Annotated in this window: 16 protein-coding genes and 1 pseudogene; 8 read left to right on the top strand and 9 right to left on the bottom strand. The window is 72.1% G+C overall.

The window, feature by feature from the left end; translation table 11 throughout:
* Positions 1–28 precede the first annotated feature (28 nt).
* Positions 29–1042 (bottom strand): DUF5937 family protein, encoded by a 1014-nt coding sequence (locus LNW71_RS20580; protein WP_250969575.1) that lies wholly within the window; start codon positions 1040–1042, stop codon positions 29–31.
* Between the two features lie 46 nt (positions 1043–1088).
* Between LNW71_RS20580 and LNW71_RS20575 the strand changes: the two genes are divergently transcribed.
* Together LNW71_RS20575 and LNW71_RS20570 are read left to right on the top strand one after the other, a co-directional pair.
* Positions 1089–2000, top strand: a complete 912-nt coding sequence (locus LNW71_RS20575) for an oxidoreductase (RefSeq protein WP_250969574.1) — start codon at positions 1089–1091, stop codon at positions 1998–2000.
* A 67-nt stretch (positions 2001–2067) separates the two neighbouring features.
* Complete coding sequence (locus tag LNW71_RS20570) at positions 2068–2493, top strand: cold-shock protein (protein WP_285802167.1); 426 nt, start codon at positions 2068–2070, stop codon at positions 2491–2493.
* Positions 2494–2559: 66 nt separating this feature from the next.
* On the opposite strand, the gene LNW71_RS20565 is transcribed toward LNW71_RS20570, so the two are convergent.
* The 3 genes from LNW71_RS20565 to LNW71_RS20555 form a co-directional block, all read right to left on the bottom strand.
* On the bottom strand, positions 2560–3021 hold the full coding sequence (locus LNW71_RS20565; protein WP_250969572.1) for a hypothetical protein: 462 nt from the start codon (positions 3019–3021) through the stop codon (positions 2560–2562).
* A gap of 141 nt (positions 3022–3162) precedes the next feature.
* Positions 3163–5955, bottom strand: coding sequence for an enterotoxin A family protein (locus tag LNW71_RS20560; protein ID WP_250969571.1), 2793 nt, complete (start codon positions 5953–5955; stop codon positions 3163–3165).
* A 186-nt stretch (positions 5956–6141) separates the two neighbouring features.
* Positions 6142–6627, bottom strand: a complete 486-nt coding sequence (locus LNW71_RS20555; RefSeq protein WP_250969570.1) for a hypothetical protein — start codon at positions 6625–6627, stop codon at positions 6142–6144.
* 360 nt (positions 6628–6987) lie between these two features.
* On the opposite strand from LNW71_RS20555, the gene LNW71_RS20550 reads away from it, so the two are divergent.
* Positions 6988–8865, top strand: a complete 1878-nt coding sequence (locus LNW71_RS20550; protein ID WP_250969569.1) for a serine/threonine-protein kinase — start codon at positions 6988–6990, stop codon at positions 8863–8865.
* Between the two features lie 57 nt (positions 8866–8922).
* On the opposite strand, the gene LNW71_RS20545 is transcribed toward LNW71_RS20550, so the two are convergent.
* Entirely contained in the window at positions 8923–9864 is a 942-nt protein-coding gene (locus tag LNW71_RS20545; protein WP_250969568.1) for an acetamidase/formamidase family protein, read from the bottom strand.
* 352 nt (positions 9865–10216) lie between these two features.
* Here LNW71_RS20545 and LNW71_RS20540 point away from each other — a divergent pair, with 352 nt between their 5' ends.
* From LNW71_RS20540 to LNW71_RS20530, 3 genes are all read left to right on the top strand, one after another.
* Complete coding sequence (locus LNW71_RS20540) at positions 10217–10564, top strand: hypothetical protein (protein ID WP_250969567.1); 348 nt, start codon at positions 10217–10219, stop codon at positions 10562–10564.
* A gap of 195 nt (positions 10565–10759) precedes the next feature.
* The gene (locus tag LNW71_RS20535) at positions 10760–11254 is read left to right on the top strand and encodes a GNAT family N-acetyltransferase (RefSeq protein WP_250969566.1); all 495 of its coding nucleotides are present in this window, start codon (positions 10760–10762) and stop codon (positions 11252–11254) included.
* 44 nt (positions 11255–11298) lie between these two features.
* Complete coding sequence (locus LNW71_RS20530) at positions 11299–11859, top strand: NAD(P)H-dependent oxidoreductase (protein ID WP_250969565.1); 561 nt, start codon at positions 11299–11301, stop codon at positions 11857–11859.
* Positions 11860–12051: 192 nt separating this feature from the next.
* Here LNW71_RS20530 and LNW71_RS20525 read toward each other — a convergent pair whose 3' ends face one another.
* Positions 12052–12657: a helix-turn-helix transcriptional regulator gene (locus tag LNW71_RS20525; RefSeq protein ID WP_250969564.1), complete on the bottom strand. Its 606-nt coding sequence runs from the start codon at positions 12655–12657 to the stop codon at positions 12052–12054.
* A gap of 104 nt (positions 12658–12761) precedes the next feature.
* Here LNW71_RS20525 and def point away from each other — a divergent pair.
* A pseudogene (def, locus tag LNW71_RS20520) lies at positions 12762–13420 on the top strand (peptide deformylase).
* Positions 13421–13477: 57 nt separating this feature from the next.
* Here def and LNW71_RS20515 read toward each other — a convergent pair.
* Positions 13478–14062: a hypothetical protein gene (locus tag LNW71_RS20515; RefSeq protein ID WP_250969563.1), complete on the bottom strand. Its 585-nt coding sequence runs from the start codon at positions 14060–14062 to the stop codon at positions 13478–13480.
* A gap of 308 nt (positions 14063–14370) precedes the next feature.
* Here LNW71_RS20515 and LNW71_RS20510 point away from each other — a divergent pair, with 308 nt between their 5' ends.
* Positions 14371–14823 (top strand): hypothetical protein, encoded by a 453-nt coding sequence (locus LNW71_RS20510; RefSeq protein WP_250969562.1) that lies wholly within the window; start codon positions 14371–14373, stop codon positions 14821–14823.
* On the opposite strand, the gene LNW71_RS20505 is transcribed toward LNW71_RS20510, so the two are convergent.
* Both LNW71_RS20505 and LNW71_RS20500 read right to left on the bottom strand, forming a co-directional pair.
* Complete coding sequence (locus LNW71_RS20505) at positions 14813–15391, bottom strand: TetR/AcrR family transcriptional regulator (protein ID WP_250969561.1); 579 nt, start codon at positions 15389–15391, stop codon at positions 14813–14815. The genes LNW71_RS20510 and LNW71_RS20505 overlap by 11 nt on opposite strands.
* Entirely contained in the window at positions 15388–16890 is a 1503-nt protein-coding gene (locus LNW71_RS20500; RefSeq protein WP_250969560.1) for an MFS transporter, read from the bottom strand. Before LNW71_RS20500 ends, LNW71_RS20505 begins: the two co-directional genes overlap by 4 nt.
* Positions 16891–17040: the final 150 nt, after the last annotated feature.

Here is a 17040-nt window from a genome sequence, read left to right as displayed (position 1 = left end):
CCCGGTGTCCGGATCGCCGCCCCTGCGGTCACGGGGCCGCGGCGGCGAGCAGGGATTCGGCGGTCGTCGTGCGGGCGTAGAGCACCGAACGGCCGGCCCGGTGCGCGCTGACCAGGCCCGCGTCCCGCAGCGCGGTGAGGTTCTGCGAGACACCGGCCGCTGACAGACCCGTACGGCGGGCCAGTTCGGTCGTGGACGCCGGAGCCTCCAGCTCGGTGAGCAGCCGGGTGCGGGAGCGCCCCAGCACGGCGGCGACGGCATCGGTACGGGTGACGGGCCTGGTCCCCCACAGTGCGCCGATACCCCGCGCCGGGTACGCCAGTTGCGGAGGCTCCGGGGGCGTCACCCGGATGAGCGGGGACGGCCCGGTGAAGGCCGAGGGAATCAGCAGCAGTCCCGCGCCCACCACCTTCCGCGACGGAGCACCCGCCCGACGGGCGAGACGCAGCGCGTTGTCATCCCAGCTCACCGCCGGATGAAGGTCGTTGAAGAGCCCTTCGGTGCCCTGCTCGGCGACCTGCCGGGACCGGTGGAAGATGTCGGCGTCGAGTACCGAGCTGATCCGCGCCCAGTACGGGGCGAGCGCGAGTTCCCAGTACGTCTCGACCTCCTCGGCCACCCGCACCAGACGGGCCTGCGGATCGGCGTACAGCGACCTCGACTTCGGCCCCAGGCGGCCCTGTTCACGCTCAAGACGGTCGAGATCCTGACGCACCCGGTCCGCCGGCGCGGCCAGGATTCCCGCCAGCTCCTCGGCGAGCGTGGGTGCCCGCCCGGCAGGCTCCGGGTTGAGGAAGTCGGGCACGTAGCCCGAGAGCGGAATCAGCTCGGCGAGCCAACCCCGATCCAGCCCGGCGGCCGTTGCCCGCGGCCGCACCTGCTCCGTCCAGCGCCGGTGCACGGGGTCGGCGACACCGGAGGCCAGCAGCTTGAAACTCGTCCCAACCTCCCACATCGGCGAGACGGCGAACCTCATCCGCGCCAGGTCACTAGCCGAGAACGCCAGCTCCATCACCCGCACCCCCTGCCTGGATTCATTCATACCTGAATCATTGGTCGCCCGCCGCCGTCGCGGAGATCATTCCGGCATGACCTCACACACGATCACCGCTGCCGCTTCAGGCACCTGGACCCTCGGCGACCTGCCGGTCAACCGGATCGGCTTCGGCGCGATGCGGCTGCCGCAGACCGGGGCGGCGCTTTCGGCCGACGCCGTCGCCAGGGACCGCGGCCAGGCCATCGACGTGCTGCGCCGCGCGGTGGACCTCGGCGTGAACCACATCGACACCGCCGCCTTCTACTTCTCGCCGCTGCGCTCCGCGAACGAGCTGATCAACCGGGCGCTGGCGCCGTACCCCGACGATCTGGTGATCACCACCAAGGTCGGGCCCGGCCGGGACCCGTCGGGCGAGTGGCTGCCCCACGCCACCCCCGGCCTGCTGCGCGGTCAGGTCGAGGAGAACCTGCGCCAACTGGGCCGCGACCACCTCGACGTGGTGAATCTGCGCATCGTCGGCAAGGACTCGATAGCCGAGCGCTTCGGCGCACTGGCCGAGCTGCGCGACGCCGGACTCATCCGCCACCTCGGCGTCTCCAACATCACCCCCCAGCAGCTCGCCGAGGCGCGCACGATCGCCCCGGTGGTCTGCGTACAGAACCCGTACGGCATCGGCCTGCGGCCCGAGCAGGACGAGTTCGTACGCGCCTGCGGGGAGCAGGGGATCGCGTTCGTGCCGTTCTACGCGATCGCCGGTGCCAGGGGCGAGGCGGGTGCGGGTACCGCCGCCGACGGGGACGAGGTGACGGCCGTGGCCCGGACGCACGGGGCGAGCGCGGCACAGGTCCGGCTGGCGTGGACGCTGCACCGCGGGCCCCACGTGCTGGCCATCCCCGGCACCGGCGACCCGGAACACCTCCTGGCGAACGTCGCCGCCGGCGCACTGCGCCTGTCCGAGGACGAACTGGCCCTGCTGGAGGGCGCCCACAGGAACGGGGCCTGACGCGCCGGGGGCCGATGCACCGGGGGGTTACAAACCTGGCGCCGGCGGAGACGGATGCACCGGCACATTGACGCTCTCGCCAGTCCATGCTGACGATGAGCATCCAGAACGTTCACCGGCGCCTGTCTCTGCAGGGGGAGAAATCAGCAATCATCCGGTTCACGGCACCGTCCGGTGGTGGGACGACGAGTCCGGCTGGGGCGTGCTGGCCTCCCCCGAACTACCGGGCGAGGTCTGGGCGCACTTCTCGGCCGTGCACACCACGGACCCGGGCGCGTTCGCGACCCTGCAACCGGGCGAGGCCGTGCACTTCACCTGGGAGGAGGCCGATCTGGACGGCTACTCCTACCGTGCGTTGCGGGTGCGGCGCCCCGGCGACCCGGCGACCGGCTGGGAAGGCGACGAGGAGCAGGACGACGAGGACGGGAACGGGGGCGAGGACGAGGGCGACGGCGCGATGTCCTACGTCCGTATCGAGTTCGACCACGATTGACCCGGAGCCGCGCGTAGCCGGTCGCGAGGCGGGCCGGGCAACCACGGGCCGTCCCGCCGGCCACCATCAGTCGTAGAAGAACAGCTCCAGGTCCTCGACGGTTCCCGGCCCGGTCAGAAAGCTCTCGGCCTTGGCGAGCTCGTTCATCGGTGGCTGTTCGCCCACCAGGAGCTGCTTCATCCAGAGCTCCCCCTGCTCGGCGACCGCGTAGACACCGGACAGCAGCTCGGCCATACCCGCCGGGTGCGGCGGGCGGCGGCCGGTCACCGGTTGGAGCACCCAGCCGCCCGCCCGGGCGGCGAGTCGCAGAACCCCTGCCCAGTTCGCGATCCGCCCGACCCGCACACGAGCCGAGTCCTCGGTGAACGGCGCCATCCGTCCACCGTGCAGGGGATCGGTGGCGCTCAGGATGTCCCTCATCACCTGCCGCTCCACGGCATCACGGACCCAGCGTCCCTCCTGCGACTCCTCGACGGCGGCGGACCACCACTCCCACCCGCCGTCGAGACGGCGCTCGAACGTATCCATGACGCCAGGTTTGCATGCGCCGGATCGCAGGCGTTCAAGGGCCACCGGCGTTCATGGCCCGCCGCTTCCAGGGGCGGGCCCCAGGTCTGCCACGCTCATGCCCGGCAGACCTGGGGCCTCTCGTTCGCCGAATGAAGGGCGCTAGTCGATGTCCATGAACTCGGGGGCGTCCGGGTCCGTCATGTCGATGTCGCCGTCCCGGGTCAGGGGCGTGTCGGGCGGCGCGTCCCGCATCTCCTCCTCGTTGAGCGGGGTGGCGTCGCCCTCGACCACACCTGGGCCCGGGTCGTAGTTGGGGTTCGGGATGTAACCCTCCGGGCCGCTCGTCCAGGCTCCCCGGATGTATTTCGGGTCGATGCCGCCGGGGAATGCGATCTCCTCCTGGTCGGGATACGGGGAGTGGTCCCCGTAGGTGGTGTTGACGTCGATCCCGCCGGTCGGCGTCCGGATGTCGTAGACGTACTTCCCGCCCCAGCTGAAGGCCAGGTTGCCCGAGGTAGACGTCGAGACGTAGATCGCGGGCGTGTTGGTCAGTACGTAGTTGTCCAGGTCCGCGTTGTGGGTGTTCTTCGGCGAGAAGCCCTCAGAAAAGATGACCGACGGGTCGCGGTTGTCCGAACGGTAGAGGGGCTCGTTCGTGGTGCGGTAGACCGCGTAGTCGGGGATGCCCTCCCAGTTGACCTCGGGGTTGGCGGCGATGTCGCGCGGGTCGGGGCCGTCGTCGCCCGGGTAGTCGCACTCGTCCGGGCCCGTCATCTCCGTGTCGGAGTCCGGGCTGGTCATCTCCGTGTCGGGGTTGCCGGATTCCCCTTCGTGACCGCCGTCGGCGGACGATGTCGTGGCGCCCGTGTCGAGCGCCGCTCGCGCCGCGTCCTCGGCTGCCTGGAAGGTGTCGAAGCCCGGCAGGGAGAGGGCGGACATCGCCTCGATCAGTTCGGCCATGCCCCCTTCACCGTCGTCCGCGGGCGCGGCGACGGAGACGAAAGCGCCCGGAGTCGCACGCCGCGTGCCGGTGGCCGTGGCAAGGGTCGTGACCGTGCTCGTGGCCTCACCCGTGCCCGTGCCCGTGCGGGAGTAGGAAGCCGTCGTGGCCATGGGCCGCTCGGAGAGCGACTGCACCGCCGACGCGTTCCCGACGTCGCACGGGTCCTTGTCCTCGTCCTGGTCGTCCTGGTCCTGGTCGTCGTCCTTGTCGTCGTCGTTCTTGTCGTCGTCCTTTCCACCGGTGGAACTGCCGCCGCTGCTCCCGCCGGAGGAACTGCTCGCCCCACCGGAGCTGCTGCCACCGCTGCTCCCGCCCGAGCTGCTCCCGCCGCTCGCCCCACCGGAGCTGCCACCCGTGATGAGGCCGCCGCTGATGCCGCCCGAGATCAGGCCGCCGCTGCTCCCGCCCGAGCTGCCACTCGCCCCGCCGGACGACCCGCCACTGCTACTGCCGCCGGAGGAACTGCCACCGGAATCGCTGCTGCCGCCGGAGGAGCCGCCGCCCGAGCTGCTGCCGCCGCCGGAGGAGCTGCCTCCGGAGCTCCCGCCTGAGCTGCTGCCGCCGCCCGACGAACCGCCGCCCGAGCTGCTGGTACTGCTTCCGCTGCTTCCGCCGACGCCGCCTGAACTGCCGCTAGCCCCGCCGCTGCTGCTCCCGCCGGAGTCACCGCTGCCGCCCGACGAACTGCCCGAGCCGCCGCCCACCACGGCCGGATCGTCATCATCGTCATCGTCGTCGTTTCCACCGGTGGAGGTGCCGCCGCTGGAGCCGGTAGCTCCGTTGGATCCGCTACCGCCGGTGGACGTACCCCCGGCGGCGCCACCGGAGCTACTGCCCCCGGAACCGCTGCTCCCGCCGGTGCTGTTGCCGCCCGAAGCGCTGTCGCCTCCGCCGCTGCTCCCGCCGGCAGCGGATGAACCCCCGCCGCCGCTGGAACCGGACGAGCCACCGGCCACCGCGGCCGTGTCGTCGTCATCGTCGTCATCGTCTCCACCCGAGGAGCTGCCTCCCGTGGAACCGGTCCCGCCCGCCGAGGTGCCGCCGCTGGAGCTGCCGCCGGTGACGTCGGTCCCGCCACCCGTCCCGGAGGAACCGCCACTCGGACCGGCCGTGGAGTCACCACCGGACGAGCTGCCGCCCGACGAGCCGCCGTCCGACGAACTTCCGCCGGTGACCACGCTGTTACCGCCTCCGTCGGCGGATCCACCGGCCCCTCCGGTGCCGCCGCCCGCAGCGCCACCACCGCCCGCGTCACCGCCCCCGTCCTCGCCGCCTTCTCCACCCTCGCCGCCCGCGCCGGTCACGACCGTGACGCAGGAGCTGCCGGTCAGGCTGCAGAGCGCCGAGTGGATGCCGTCGGAGATCCGGGGCCCGATGCCGCCCGCGGAGATCGCCCCGATGAGCACCACCACCACGGTGATGAGTCCCAGATATTCGACAGCTGTCTGACCGCGGTCGCGACGCCACCTGATCAGGTGCGGCAGCGAAGGGACCGTGAGGGAGGAGAACCAGCCTCCCGCCCCCCGCGGCCTGGCCGGCCGGAGGTCCTGCGGGAGGTCGAACCAGGCGCGGCCTTCCCTGCCGGCGAGCAGCAACAACAGTGCGCACGGCAGCAGCATCTGGCTGAAGCCGCGTTCGGAACCTGCGTAGAGGTTGCCCAGGGAGCCGAGCAGGAGTCCGGCCGGCAGGGCGATCAGCCCGATCCTGACCCATCTGCCGCCCCTCGGCATGAGCTGGGCGAGCGCCAGCGCCAGGAGTCCGGGCACGAGGGCGTACAGGGCCAGCAGGAACAGGCCGGGGGTCAATGGTGCCCCGTCGGTGGAGACGAGAAGGCCGAGGCCGCCCGTCACGGTGAGCGCGAACATCAGGTGCAGCAGGATCCGCACCGCGCCGAGAGCGCGCGGTAAAGCCTGCCGGTCACGGGGCGCTTCGGCGCCTCGCAAGGTCATGACGACGTCTGATGACTCGGACACAGGGGAGCCCCCACGAATAGGTTCCAGCGTTCAGCCGGTGACGTCGTGCCACCGCTCCCCCGAACGTGAAAAGCCTAGGTACGGACCAGGCCCAGCTCCCAGGGCCCGGGGGCCCCACCCCAGGCCCAGCCGCGCCTGGGCCCCGGGAGTTCGCCCGTCCGGTCACTCCCCCTGTGGACCCTTGGGGCGTCCGGCCTGCGGGCCTTTCGACGGGCCGCGGAGACGGAGGGAGCGGACCCACCGCTCGTGGGCCTCCCGCTGCGCGTCCACGGTGGTGACGGCCGACGGCGGGGCGTCGTCGAAGAGGTTCACCATGGCGTCGAGCCGGCCCGGCATTCCCTCCCGCAGCAGATAGGCACGGCTGCTCCCGGAGCCGCGCAGCATGCCGCTCTGGGAGACGTCCGGGCGCGCCGCGTTGACCGCCAGCAGCCAGCCCTCGTCCTCCAGTTCACGTCGTACGGCGTCCAGCGCGGCGACGAGGTCGTGTCCCCGTGCCTCACGCGTCCCCCAGGGCCCGTCCGCCCTGAACCGGTACAGCTCCGGCCCCGTGCCCGCGTCCAGCGCCCAGGTCAGCGCGGCGACCGCACGCTCCTCCCCACGGACCGCCGTCACGTCGTCCCGGTGTCCGAGCACGGGCTCGTCGTTCATGGGTCTTCCTCCTTAGCGCGGACGTGTGCCGGTGGCCCGGGTGAGGGGCTGCGCAGCCACTTGCGCTGCTCTGGCTGTTAAGGGCGGACGGGGCTGCTGAAGGTGGATCGGGCCGGTCAGTACCGACCGACCCGGGCGTGCAGGTGCACGTCATGGCGGCCGTCCGCGTGCAGCCATGCCTTACGCCTGACACCCTCCGCCTCGAATCCGGCCTGGGGGCCGCCAAGGAAGGCATGCACCGCATTCTGGCAGCCCGGTCCGGCCGGGAGACGGGCCCCCGATGCGCGACTCCGCTTCCCGGCCCCGGATTTGGATAAGGTGCCGTCTCGACAGCAGTGCTCTTCGGGGAGATACAAGTTCATGAGCGGTCAGCAGCCAAACGGGGGCAACAGTTCCCCGGTCTTTCAGCCACTCGCCGGGGACGACCCGGCCACCATCGCCGGATACCGGCTGGCCGCCAAGCTCGGTGCGGGCGGCATGGGCAAGGTGTACCTGTCGTACACGCCCGGCGGGCGGCCCGTGGCCATCAAGGTGATCCGGCCCGAGTTCGGTGAGGACCCCGAATTCCGGCGGCGGTTCGCCCAGGAGGTGCAGTCCGCGCAGCGCGTGCAGGGGCTGTTCACCGCCCCCGTCATCGACGCGGACACCAAGGGCGCGCAGCCGTGGCTGGCCACCGCGTACGTGCCGGGGCCCTCGCTCGCCGATGCGGTCGTCGCGCACGGGGCGCTGCCGGTCGAGGCCGTGCTGCTGCTGATCGCCGGCATGGCGGAGGCGCTGCACGTCATTCACGGCGCGGGCATCGTGCACCGCGACCTCAAGCCGTCCAACGTGCTGCTCGCGGCGGACGGGCCGCGCGTCATCGACTTCGGTATCGCGTACGCGGCCGACGCGACCTCGCTGACCGGCAGCGGCGTCACCATCGGCACCCCGTCGTTCATGGCCCCGGAGCAGGCCGCCGGGCGCCGGGTCACCCCGGCCACCGACATCTTCGCCCTCGGCCAGGTCGCGGCGTACGCGGCAACGGGAGCACCCGCCTTCGGCGAGGGGACCTCGCACGGGGTGCTCTACCGGATCGTGCACGAGGAGCCTGATCTCAGCGGCGTCCCGGAACGGCTGATGGAGCTGGTCAGCCGCTGCCTGGCCAAGGACGCGGAGGCCAGGCCGTCGGTCGCCGAGGTCATCGCGCTCTGCCAGACCGCGAACGCGGAAACGGTGCTGCGCCGCCCCGAGGACTGGCTGCCGAGCCCGGTCGCCGCCGACATCACCGTACGGGCGGCCGCTCCGGCCCCCGCCCAGACCCCGCCGCCTCCGACCACCGCCCCGGCCGGCAGCCCCGGCCCGGCCGTGGGTTACTCGCCCACCACGCCGGCGGTGCCGAGCACCCCGCCGCCGGGATACGGTCCGGCGGTCACACAGCCGCCCGGTCAGTACCCGCAGACGGCGCACAGCTCTCCGCACGCGCAGCCCACCCAGCCGGCCCGGCCCGCTCAGCAGTACCCCCAGGGTCCGCCGTCCCAGGCGCACGCCCCGGCCCAGCACCCCACCCCGTACCCGATGCAGGCACAGACCTACCCCGGGCACCTTCCGCCCCAGCCGCACCCGAAGCCCCAGCCCGCGAAGGGCGGACGCGGCCGGGTCGCCGTCATCGGCGTCGTCGCCGCGCTGGTCTTCGCCGGCGTGGGCGGCGGCGCGGCGTACCTCGCGGTCAAGGACGACGGGAAGCAGACGCAGAGCAGCGACTCGCCGAAGGACAGCGGCTCGCCGGACGCCTCCGGTTCGTCGGACGCTTCCGGTTCGTCGGCGGGCGGGGACACGGGCGGCGAGGACGAACCGAAGCCTGCGGCGAAGCCCGATCCGGAGCCTGCCGACTACAAGTCCATCAACCTCACCGCCGGCTACCACCTGACGCTCGGCGACGAGGACGTCCGGCCGCAGGAGGGTGAGGACGGCGGGTACGACCTGTCCTACGACACCGGCGGATACCTCGACGCGGAGAACGACGAGGGCAATCTCGTGCTGCTCGACCCGGGGCAGGAGGGGTCGCTGGCCGTCTGCCGTGCGGATACCCGGTTCACACAGAACATCTACGTGGACAAGCTCTCCAAGGGGCGGCAGATCTGCATCACCACGGGCACGGGGCACATGGCCCTCCTGACCTATCAGGGCCACTCGCCCGAGGACTCGCCCAGCACGTACATGACGGTTGACGTGACCGTCTGGCGCAACGCGGCCGGCTGACGGATCAGTCGGAGAGCGGTGGGCGGGGCGGCCCTCCCACCCACCGCCGCTCCGCGCCTACCCCTGCGCCCGCGTCTGCTCCACCGTCAGCAGCGCCCGCTCCACATGGGCCGTGACCACCCAGTTCGGTGCGTCCACGATCTCGGAGATCCTCAGGTCCGCCGCCACGCTCGCCAGCAGGTAGGCATCCTGCGAGGTGAGCCCCGTACGGGCCGAGATCTCGTCGACAAGCGCGCGGACGGCGTCCTTCGCCGCCTCCATCAGGTCCGGCCCGATACCCGTCGTGGCGAGGGCCGCACCGGTACGGGCGCTGACCGGGTCCGTCTCGATCAGCGGGGTGCGGGGCGCCGCGCCCTTGCGGACGTCCACCCGCAGCCGCGCCGTCGCCCGCGTCTCGATCCCCGTGCCGCAGACCTCGCCGTCCCCCATCGCGGCGTGCGCGTCGCCCGCCGAGAGCAGGGCGCCCTCCACCCCGACGGGCAGGATGAGCCGGGCGCCGGGACCGATGTGCCGGATGTCCATGTTGCCGCCCCAGCGGCTGGGCGGGATGACCGAGTGTGGTCCGGGCTCGGGCGGGGCGACCCCGATCGTCCCGATCATCGGCACCACCGGGATCCGCAGTCCGGGCAGCAGCTCCGCGTACCCGCCGGCGATCGCCGAGATCCGCAGGTGCGGGTCGGGGAAGTCGTCGGCGAGCAGCCCGAAACCGGGCAGGCAGGCCGTCCAGCCCCACTCCCCCACCTGTACGTCGAGGATGTCGACGACCAGCGCGTCACCGGGCTCGGCCCCGGCCACGTACAGCGGTCCGGTGACGGGGTTGAGGGAGGCGAAGTCCAGCTCGGTGAGGTCGGCGGCGGTCGAGCCGACGTCCAGCTGCCCGCCGCCCGCGTCCTGGAACTCCAGGACCGCCTCGTCGCCGGGGGCGAGCGTGGCGACGGGTGCGATCGTCCGGTCCCAGGTGTGGTGCACCTGTCCGCGGTGGATGCTGAAGTCAGTCATGAACGGCATGGCCTCCGGGTCGAGTTCGTTGCGGTGAGGCGGGGTGCGGCGCTGACGCCGCGCGGTGCGTGGCGGCTGCGTGCGTCGTCACGGCGGGCGGCATCGCCGATCCTGGCGCGGCCGTGCGGGTTGCACAACACGGCCCGTTCCGCAGCGGTCCCGGCGGGCGTGACCCACCTGGCCGACGGCGAACCGATTCGGCAACTCCCGTACGGGTGAGTGGATCCAGCGTGCGGGTGAATCCGCAGGTCAGCAGGGTCGATAAGGATTCCGACGAGACAGACTCCAGGCGGAACGATCTTGTTCTGTTCCTCGTCATCCGCTGAATGAACGCACAAGGAGTGCCCCCACCATGCGACTTCGTACCACTGCGGCTGCCGCGCTCGGCGCGCTCTCGCTCATCGTGAGCCTGCCTGGCTCGGCGAGCGCGGCCGACGGTCACTTCAGCTACACCTACACCGCCTTCGACGGGAGCCGGCAGACGGGCTCCCTGGTCGACCCGCCGAGCCGGGAGTGCGTCACCCTGCCCGAGGTGGCCGACCCGGAGGTGACGTTCCCGGCGGACACGCCCTGGAACAACACCGACTCGACCGCGACGGTCTTCAGCGGACCGGACTGCGACGGCGCCTACTACACGCTGCGGCCCAATGGCGGCCACGCCTCCGACCGGCTGAAGCTCCGGTCGGTCCTCTTCAGCTGACCCCCGGTTCAGCTGACCCGGGACGGGTGTACGGGTCGCGTTCGGCGGCCGGCCCGTGCGCCCGTACCACCCCCGTCCGTCGCTCCGTGTGCACTGCGCGGGGCGGCGGCAGGGGGCGCAGCCGGCTCGGGGCAGCCGGCTCGGGGCAGCTGATAATTACGGGTGCCGTTCCGGCCCGGAATGTAGGTTGCGGTGATGTCCTCCCCACTCCGCCTGGTGCCGGTCACCCCTGACAACGTCGAAGCGGCCTGCGCGTTGAAGGTCCGGCCCGACCAGAACCGACTCGTGAAGCCGGTCGCCTGGTCACTGGCCCAGGCCTACGCCTCACCGGACATCGCGTGGCCCCGGCTGATCGTCGACGGCGAGCAGCTCGTGGGCTTCGTCATGGCCTTCCTCGACGTGCAGTTCGACTCCGGGAAGCCGGACGACCGCCTCCGCTCCGGGCTCTGGCGGCTGAACATCGCCGCCGAGCGACAGGGCCGCGGGTACGGACGGTTCGCGGTGGAGGCCGTCAACGACGAGCTGCGGCGGCGCGGCGGGACACGTACGACCGTCTCGTACGTCCCCGGCGCACGTGGGCCCGAGGAGTTCTACCGGAAGCTGGGATTCCGGGCGACCGGCGAGCTGAGCGGCGACCAGGTGGTCGCCGAGCTGGAGCTGAACCAGGAGCGTCGGGGCCGGGATCGATGACGCGGGCAGGGGAATGAGGGCCGGGTCCGTCGGGTTGTCCGAGCATGTCGACGCCACGCGTGATCCTGCTGCTGTCCGGAAGCCTGCGGGCCGGTTCCTCCAACGAGACGGTGCTGCGCACCGCGCAGGCCGTGGCGCCCGCGGGGGTGCGGGCCGTCCTCCACGAGGGGCCGGGGGCGCTCCCCCATTTCAATCCCGATGACGACGTCGAGCCGCTGCCGGGTCCGGTGGCCGGGCTGCGCGCGGCGATCGGCGAGGCCGATGCCCTGCTGATCTGCACCCCGGAGTACGCGGGCACCCTGCCGGGGGCGTTCAAGAATCTGCTGGACTGGACGGTCGGCGGGACCGAGATCTGCGACAAGCCCGTCGCCTGGGTCAGCGCTGCCGCACCCGGTCGCGGCCAGGGTGCGGAGGCGACGCTGCGGACCGTACTCGGATACACCGGCGCGAGTGTCGTCGAGGAGGCCTGTGTCCGGGTTCCGGTGGACCGGCAGGCGGTCGGCGCGGACGGGATCATCACGGAGGCGGCAGCCCGTGAGCAGCTCGCGAAGGTGCTGACGGTACTGGCGGAGTCGGCTTCGGCGCCGACGCCCGGCGCCGAGTGAAGCCGGGTGCGCACGCCCTCGTAGGGGGCGCGCGCACGGTGTGCGCCGTGCGGCCGGTTCGGGCGGGGCTGCGGATACGGCGGACGGCCGGGCACACCGGCGCCGCGGCCGAAGCGACGAGGATGCCGGTCCGACGGCCCTCGGGTGCCGCGGTGCCGGCCTCCGGGCGCTCAGGCGCTCCGGGCGGCCGCGTCAGGCCGTGGGCGGCTCACCGGGGTTGCCGGCCGGCAGGGGGAACAGCCTGGTGACCGCGGCTACGGCCACGGTGCCCGCGGGGCGTGCCGACGGCCGTTGGTCCCGCTCGCGGTAGCCGGCGAGCAACAGGCGGATGGAGGCGGCGAGTTCGGCCGTCTCGGCCGGGGTGAGGTGGACCACCGCACTGAAGGACTCGTCCTGCTGCCACTCGGCGGGCGCCTGCTTCCGGTGGGCCAGCCAGTGCCGGTAGCTCTCGTCCTCCAGCTCGCGTGCGAGTGCGTCGAACTCCCCCGGCTCCTCCTGACCGGACTGCCGGGAGGGCTCCCAGCGGAGCCGCCATGGCCGCACCCGGCCGCCCTCGTGCGGCGCTTCCTCGATGAGGCCGTGCCGGGCGAGCTGGCGCAGGTGGAAGGAGCAGAGCCCGGAGCTGTGGCCGAGGCGGGCGGCCGCCTGCGTGGAGGTGACAGTGCCGCCCTCCGCGAGCAGGTCCAGCAGGGCGACGCGCACCGGATGATCCGGGAGCGGCCGCCGCACGCGGTACGGCAACGGACCGGCGGACGCGGCCGGATGCCTCTCATCGCTCAGATGCTTCTCATCGCTCATTTTGCAAAGAGTGCTACTTTGCAAAGCATTCGGTCAAGCTGACCCGAGCCTGCCGGGACTTCCTCCCCGGCCGCCCAGGCATGCGCGGAAGGCGTTGATACTCCATGGCTGTTGGGTCCGGTGACACCTCGCAGGACCGCCGGGTGCGCGTCCAGGGCGCACCCGTCGACTCCTTTCCCCGACTCGCGCCGGAGGTCGGACGGGGCGCGGTGCGCCGCATCACGGTGGTCGGCGAGGAGATTCTGCGCCGCCCGTGCCGGGAGGTCACCGAGTTCGGCACGCCGGAGCTCTCACGGCTGGTCGACGACATGTTCGCCACGAACCAGGTGGCGGAGGGGGCGGGACTGGCCGCCAACCAGGTCGATGTGGACCTGCAGTTGTTCATGTGGGACATCACCGACGAGTGGGGCGTGCGCCACGTCGGGCACCTCGCCAATCCCGTGCTGGACGAGGTGCCGGCCGAGCAGCGCAGTCTGGTCGAGGAGACGGAGGGATGCCTGTCCGTCCCCGGCCCTACCGGGTGGTGCCGCGCCTCGACCGGACCGTCGTACGGGGCCGCGACAAGGACGGCAGACCGCTGGTGATCGAGGGCCGGGGGTACTTCGCCCGCTGCCTGCAGCACGAGACCGACCACCTTCGTGGCCGCCTCTATCTGGACCGGCTCGCCCAGCGGGAACGCAAATCCGCCCTGCGCGAGATGGCGGAGTCCATGGACGCGGCATTCGCCCGGCGGGCCGCTTCGGCCGAGAGGCTGGGCAAGTGACCCCGTCCGCGGGCCGACCGGTGCTTCGGCCGACCCGCACCCCGGCTGAGAAGTCGGTCAGCGGTAGTCCTCCGGGTGGCCCTGCATCCAGGTGTTGATGCGGTCGCGGGTACCGGTCAACTGCTTCTGGTTCTTCTGCAGGTTGGCCGTGGAGGTATCACCGGCAAGCGTGGTGCGCAGCTCACTCATCCACGCAAGGGGCTCCTTGAAGTGGGCGGGGCCCTGGTCGTCCGCCTTCATCGCCTTGTCCAGGGAGGCCAGTTCGTCGTTCACCCGGCCGAAGAAGTAGACGCAGTTCACGCCGTTGGGCAGGCAGCTGTCGTTGTACGTGGCCTGGAGTCCGGCGAAGGCGTCGCGTACCAGCTCGGGCCTGTTCGCGGCCGCTTCGCCCGCTGCCTGTGTGGCATCCCCTTCGTCCTCCTCCGCCGCCTGCGAAGCCGCCACCCTGTCCACCATGTCGGCGGCCGCGGACGCGTTCGTCGAGGGCGCCACGTACGGGACATCGCCCCCGGGACCGTTCGGCGTGGTTGCCTCGGAGCAGCCCGCCAGGGACGCCGCCAGTGCGGACGCCACGGCCAGTGCGGCGGCGTGCTTGCGAACGCGGACGGTAGGTATGCGGCTGGAGCGAATGCGAACAGACATGAGGCCCCCCTCGTCGGTTGGACCAGACCATATACCGGTGCCGCGTCGCCGCCTCCACACCGACGAGGCCGGGCAGCGGAACGCGGCGCGCTGAGCGGCCGGGCCGCTCAGCGCTTACGGCGGGGCGCAGGCTGCCGCCCCCGCGAGGACCAGCACCACCGACCGGGCGGCGGCCCGGCCGCCGTGACCGTGGACCGCCGAGCCGCGAACAGGCTAAAAACACAGAGGCACGAACTGGGCGAGCCGGTTCCCCCGAACGGACTTCAGGAAAGGCCGCAGCACGTGCGCAACGGAAAGTGCAAGAAGAAATGACCACGATCGAACGGCTGTGGGAGGGGGACTACGAGCTTCCCGCCGAGGACGGGCTCTACTTCGCCGACGGGCGTTCCTACGACGTAGACATCGCTCCCGGAGCGCCTGCGGGCCTCACGGTGCTCGAGCCCTTCGACGTCGACGCGATGCTGGCGGACGATCCGTCCTGGGTCTCCGCAGTGGGCGTGCTCGCCGTTGCGGAACTGGGAGACGGAGGGCTGCTGTGGTGCGGCGAGGGCTCGATGGGCGCGGACGGCTTCCTCGCCCGTCTGACTGCCGCCCGTAAGCTGATTTGGGCGGTGTTCTTCTCGGATTCCAATCCCTTCGACCGGATCCGGGTGTCTGGAAACGTCGCTACGTTCCACTCGACCGCCGAGTTCGATCTCGCCGTCGACATCGACGATCCCCGAACCCCCGGGGGCAGCGCCCCCGGAAGCCTCACCCCGTGATCAGCCGCTGCAACGCCGGCGCGTAGAGATCCGCGATGCGCTCCGGCGTCGCGGCCGCTCCCGCGCCCTCGCGGTGGAGGCTGAGGGTCGCGCCGAGGCCGAGGAGGAGACCGGCCAGGAGCTCGGCGCGCAACGCGCGCTCCCGGCCGGGGAGCCGGGCGGTCAGGGCGTCGGTGACCTGTTCGTGGAACCGGTCGCGCAGCAGCGAGCGCTCGTCCTGGTTGCCGAGGGAGAACACGACGCGCAGGAGCGGGTCCGACTTGAGCTCGCGGCGGCGGGACACCAGCGTGACCACCATGTGCCGGCCCAGTGTGTCGAGCGGGGCGTCGAAGAGTTCCGCGGCGGCCGGGCCGAAGTCCGCCACGGTGTTGAAGAGTTCTTCCTTGCGGCCGAAGTGCTTGACCACGAGGGCCGGGCTCACCCCGGCGTCGGCGGCGATCTGGCGGATCGTCACCTCGGCGTACGGACGCTGGGTGAACGCCCGCCGAGCCGCGCGCAGGATCGCGTCCCGGCCGGTCCCCGCCTCCGCGGAGGCGGGGAGCGGTGCGATGGCCTGGCCGCCGGTCATGCGCCCTCCTGGATCCGTGCCCTCCGCGCACCGCCCTTGCGGACCTTGCGGCTCTCCTCGACCGTACCCGCCCCGGCGGGCCTGCGGCCCGGCAGGAACAGCGTGACGGTCAGGGCCGCGAGCGCCGCGCCCGCCGCGATGACGAAGACCAGCTGGTACGCGTGGAGGGTCGGGGCTGTCCTGCCGCCCGCCTGGAAGGTGACGTTGGCCAGCACGGCGGCGACCGTCGCGCTGCAGAAGGCCTGGCCGATCGAGCGCATGAGGGTGTTCAGGCCGTTGGCCGCGCCGGTCTCGCTGACCGGGACGCCGCGCATCACCAGTGCGGGGAGCGCCGAGTAGGCGATGGCGGTGCCGGAGGCGACGACGGTGGCGCCGGCGATGATCAGCCAGAGGCTGTGGCTGGTGAAGTAGCGCACCCCGTAGCCGACGGCGATGATCCCGGCGGCCAGCGCCAGGCTGACCTTCGGGCCGTGCTTGGCGGATATCCGCGCCGAGACGGGCGAGAGCGCCACCATCGCCACGCCGCCCGGCAGCAGACACAGTCCACTGACGACGAGCGAGGCGCCGAGCCCGTAACCCGTGGCCTTCGGCTCCTGCACCATCTGTGCGGTGACCAGTGAGTTCGCGTAGAACGCGAAGCCGATGAGCAGGGCGGCGATGTTGGTGAGCAGGACGGCCGGGCGCGCCGAGACCCTCAGGTCGACCATGGGCGTGGTGACGCGGAGCTCGTACGCACCCCAGAGCAGCGCGACCACGACGGCGGTCGCGAGCAGGCCGACCGTCCGGACCGACCCCCAGCCCCAGTCGCCGCCCTGGGTGACCGCGAGGAGCAGGCAGACCAGTGCGGCGGACAGGCCGAGCGCGCCGACGGCGTCGAAGCGGCCGCGGGTGCGCAGCGGGGACTCCGGCACGCAGCGCAGGACGAGCGCGATGTCGATGAGACCGATCACTCCGGAGACCCAGAACATCGTGTGCCAGTCGAAGTTCTCCACGACGAGCGCGGCCACCGGCAGGCCGACGGCCGCGCCGATCCCGAGCGTCGAGCTCATCAGGGCGACGGCCGACAGCACGCGCTCGGGCGGCAGCTCGTCGCGCAGGATGCTGATGCCCAGCGGTACGACGGCGAGCGCGGCCCCCTGCAGGGCGCGGCCGGTGATCAGCACCCCGATGTGGGAGCTGATCGCGCACAGCACCGAGCCCATCACCAGCACGGCGAGCGAGGCGACGAGCACCCGCCGCTTGCCGTACATGTCGCCGACCCGGCCCAGGACGGGGGTGAAGACCGCGCCCGTGAGGAGCGTCACGGTGACCAGCCAGCTCGCGGCGGCCGGGGTGGCGCCGGTCAGCTCGGGGATGTGCGGCAGCAGCGGGACGACGATCGTCTGCATGACCGCGACCACGACACCGCAGAACGCCAGCACACCGACGGCGAGGCGGGGGTGCGGGGCCCGGACGGCGGGGGTCGCGGGATCGGCTGGGACCGGTATGTCCGCGGGCATGGTTCTCCGTACGGTGCTCGGCGGCAGGGGTGTACACGCGTTCACCTCCAGGGTAAACGCACGTACACCCCCTCGGCGACGGGATGCCCGAAAGCGGCGTTAGCCTCGGAGCCGAGAAGCAGTGACGGACTGCGGACGACGGACAGGCGG

The organism is Streptomyces sp. RKAG290 (assembly GCF_023701695.1).
Taxonomy (GTDB): domain Bacteria; phylum Actinomycetota; class Actinomycetes; order Streptomycetales; family Streptomycetaceae; genus Streptomyces.
The sequence above is the reverse complement of the archived record's forward strand: the minus strand, read 5'-3'. Positions and strand labels throughout refer to the sequence as shown.

Excerpts from the sequence above, each read along its gene's own strand:
- LNW71_RS20545 (WP_250969568.1), bottom strand. The coding sequence starts at position 9,864 with ATGACTGACTTCAGCATCCACCGCGGACAGGTGCACCACACCTGGGAC.
- LNW71_RS20560 (WP_250969571.1), bottom strand. The coding sequence starts at position 5,955 with ATGACCTTGCGAGGCGCCGAAGCGCCCCGTGACCGGCAGGCTTTACCG.
- LNW71_RS20500 (WP_250969560.1), bottom strand. The coding sequence starts at position 16,890 with ATGCCCGCGGACATACCGGTCCCAGCCGATCCCGCGACCCCCGCCGTC.
- LNW71_RS20555 (WP_250969570.1), bottom strand. The coding sequence starts at position 6,627 with ATGAACGACGAGCCCGTGCTCGGACACCGGGACGACGTGACGGCGGTC.
- LNW71_RS20510 (WP_250969562.1), top strand. The coding sequence starts at position 14,371 with ATGACCACGATCGAACGGCTGTGGGAGGGGGACTACGAGCTTCCCGCC.
- LNW71_RS20540 (WP_250969567.1), top strand. The coding sequence starts at position 10,217 with ATGCGACTTCGTACCACTGCGGCTGCCGCGCTCGGCGCGCTCTCGCTC.
- LNW71_RS20535 (WP_250969566.1), top strand. The coding sequence starts at position 10,760 with ATGTCCTCCCCACTCCGCCTGGTGCCGGTCACCCCTGACAACGTCGAA.
- LNW71_RS20525 (WP_250969564.1), bottom strand. The coding sequence starts at position 12,657 with ATGAGCGATGAGAAGCATCTGAGCGATGAGAGGCATCCGGCCGCGTCC.
- LNW71_RS20565 (WP_250969572.1), bottom strand. The coding sequence starts at position 3,021 with ATGGATACGTTCGAGCGCCGTCTCGACGGCGGGTGGGAGTGGTGGTCC.
- LNW71_RS20580 (WP_250969575.1), bottom strand. The coding sequence starts at position 1,042 with ATGAATGAATCCAGGCAGGGGGTGCGGGTGATGGAGCTGGCGTTCTCG.
- LNW71_RS20505 (WP_250969561.1), bottom strand. The coding sequence starts at position 15,391 with ATGACCGGCGGCCAGGCCATCGCACCGCTCCCCGCCTCCGCGGAGGCG.
- LNW71_RS20575 (WP_250969574.1), top strand. The coding sequence starts at position 1,089 with ATGACCTCACACACGATCACCGCTGCCGCTTCAGGCACCTGGACCCTC.
- LNW71_RS20550 (WP_250969569.1), top strand. The coding sequence starts at position 6,988 with ATGAGCGGTCAGCAGCCAAACGGGGGCAACAGTTCCCCGGTCTTTCAG.
- LNW71_RS20530 (WP_250969565.1), top strand. The coding sequence starts at position 11,299 with ATGTCGACGCCACGCGTGATCCTGCTGCTGTCCGGAAGCCTGCGGGCC.
- LNW71_RS20515 (WP_250969563.1), bottom strand. The coding sequence starts at position 14,062 with ATGTCTGTTCGCATTCGCTCCAGCCGCATACCTACCGTCCGCGTTCGC.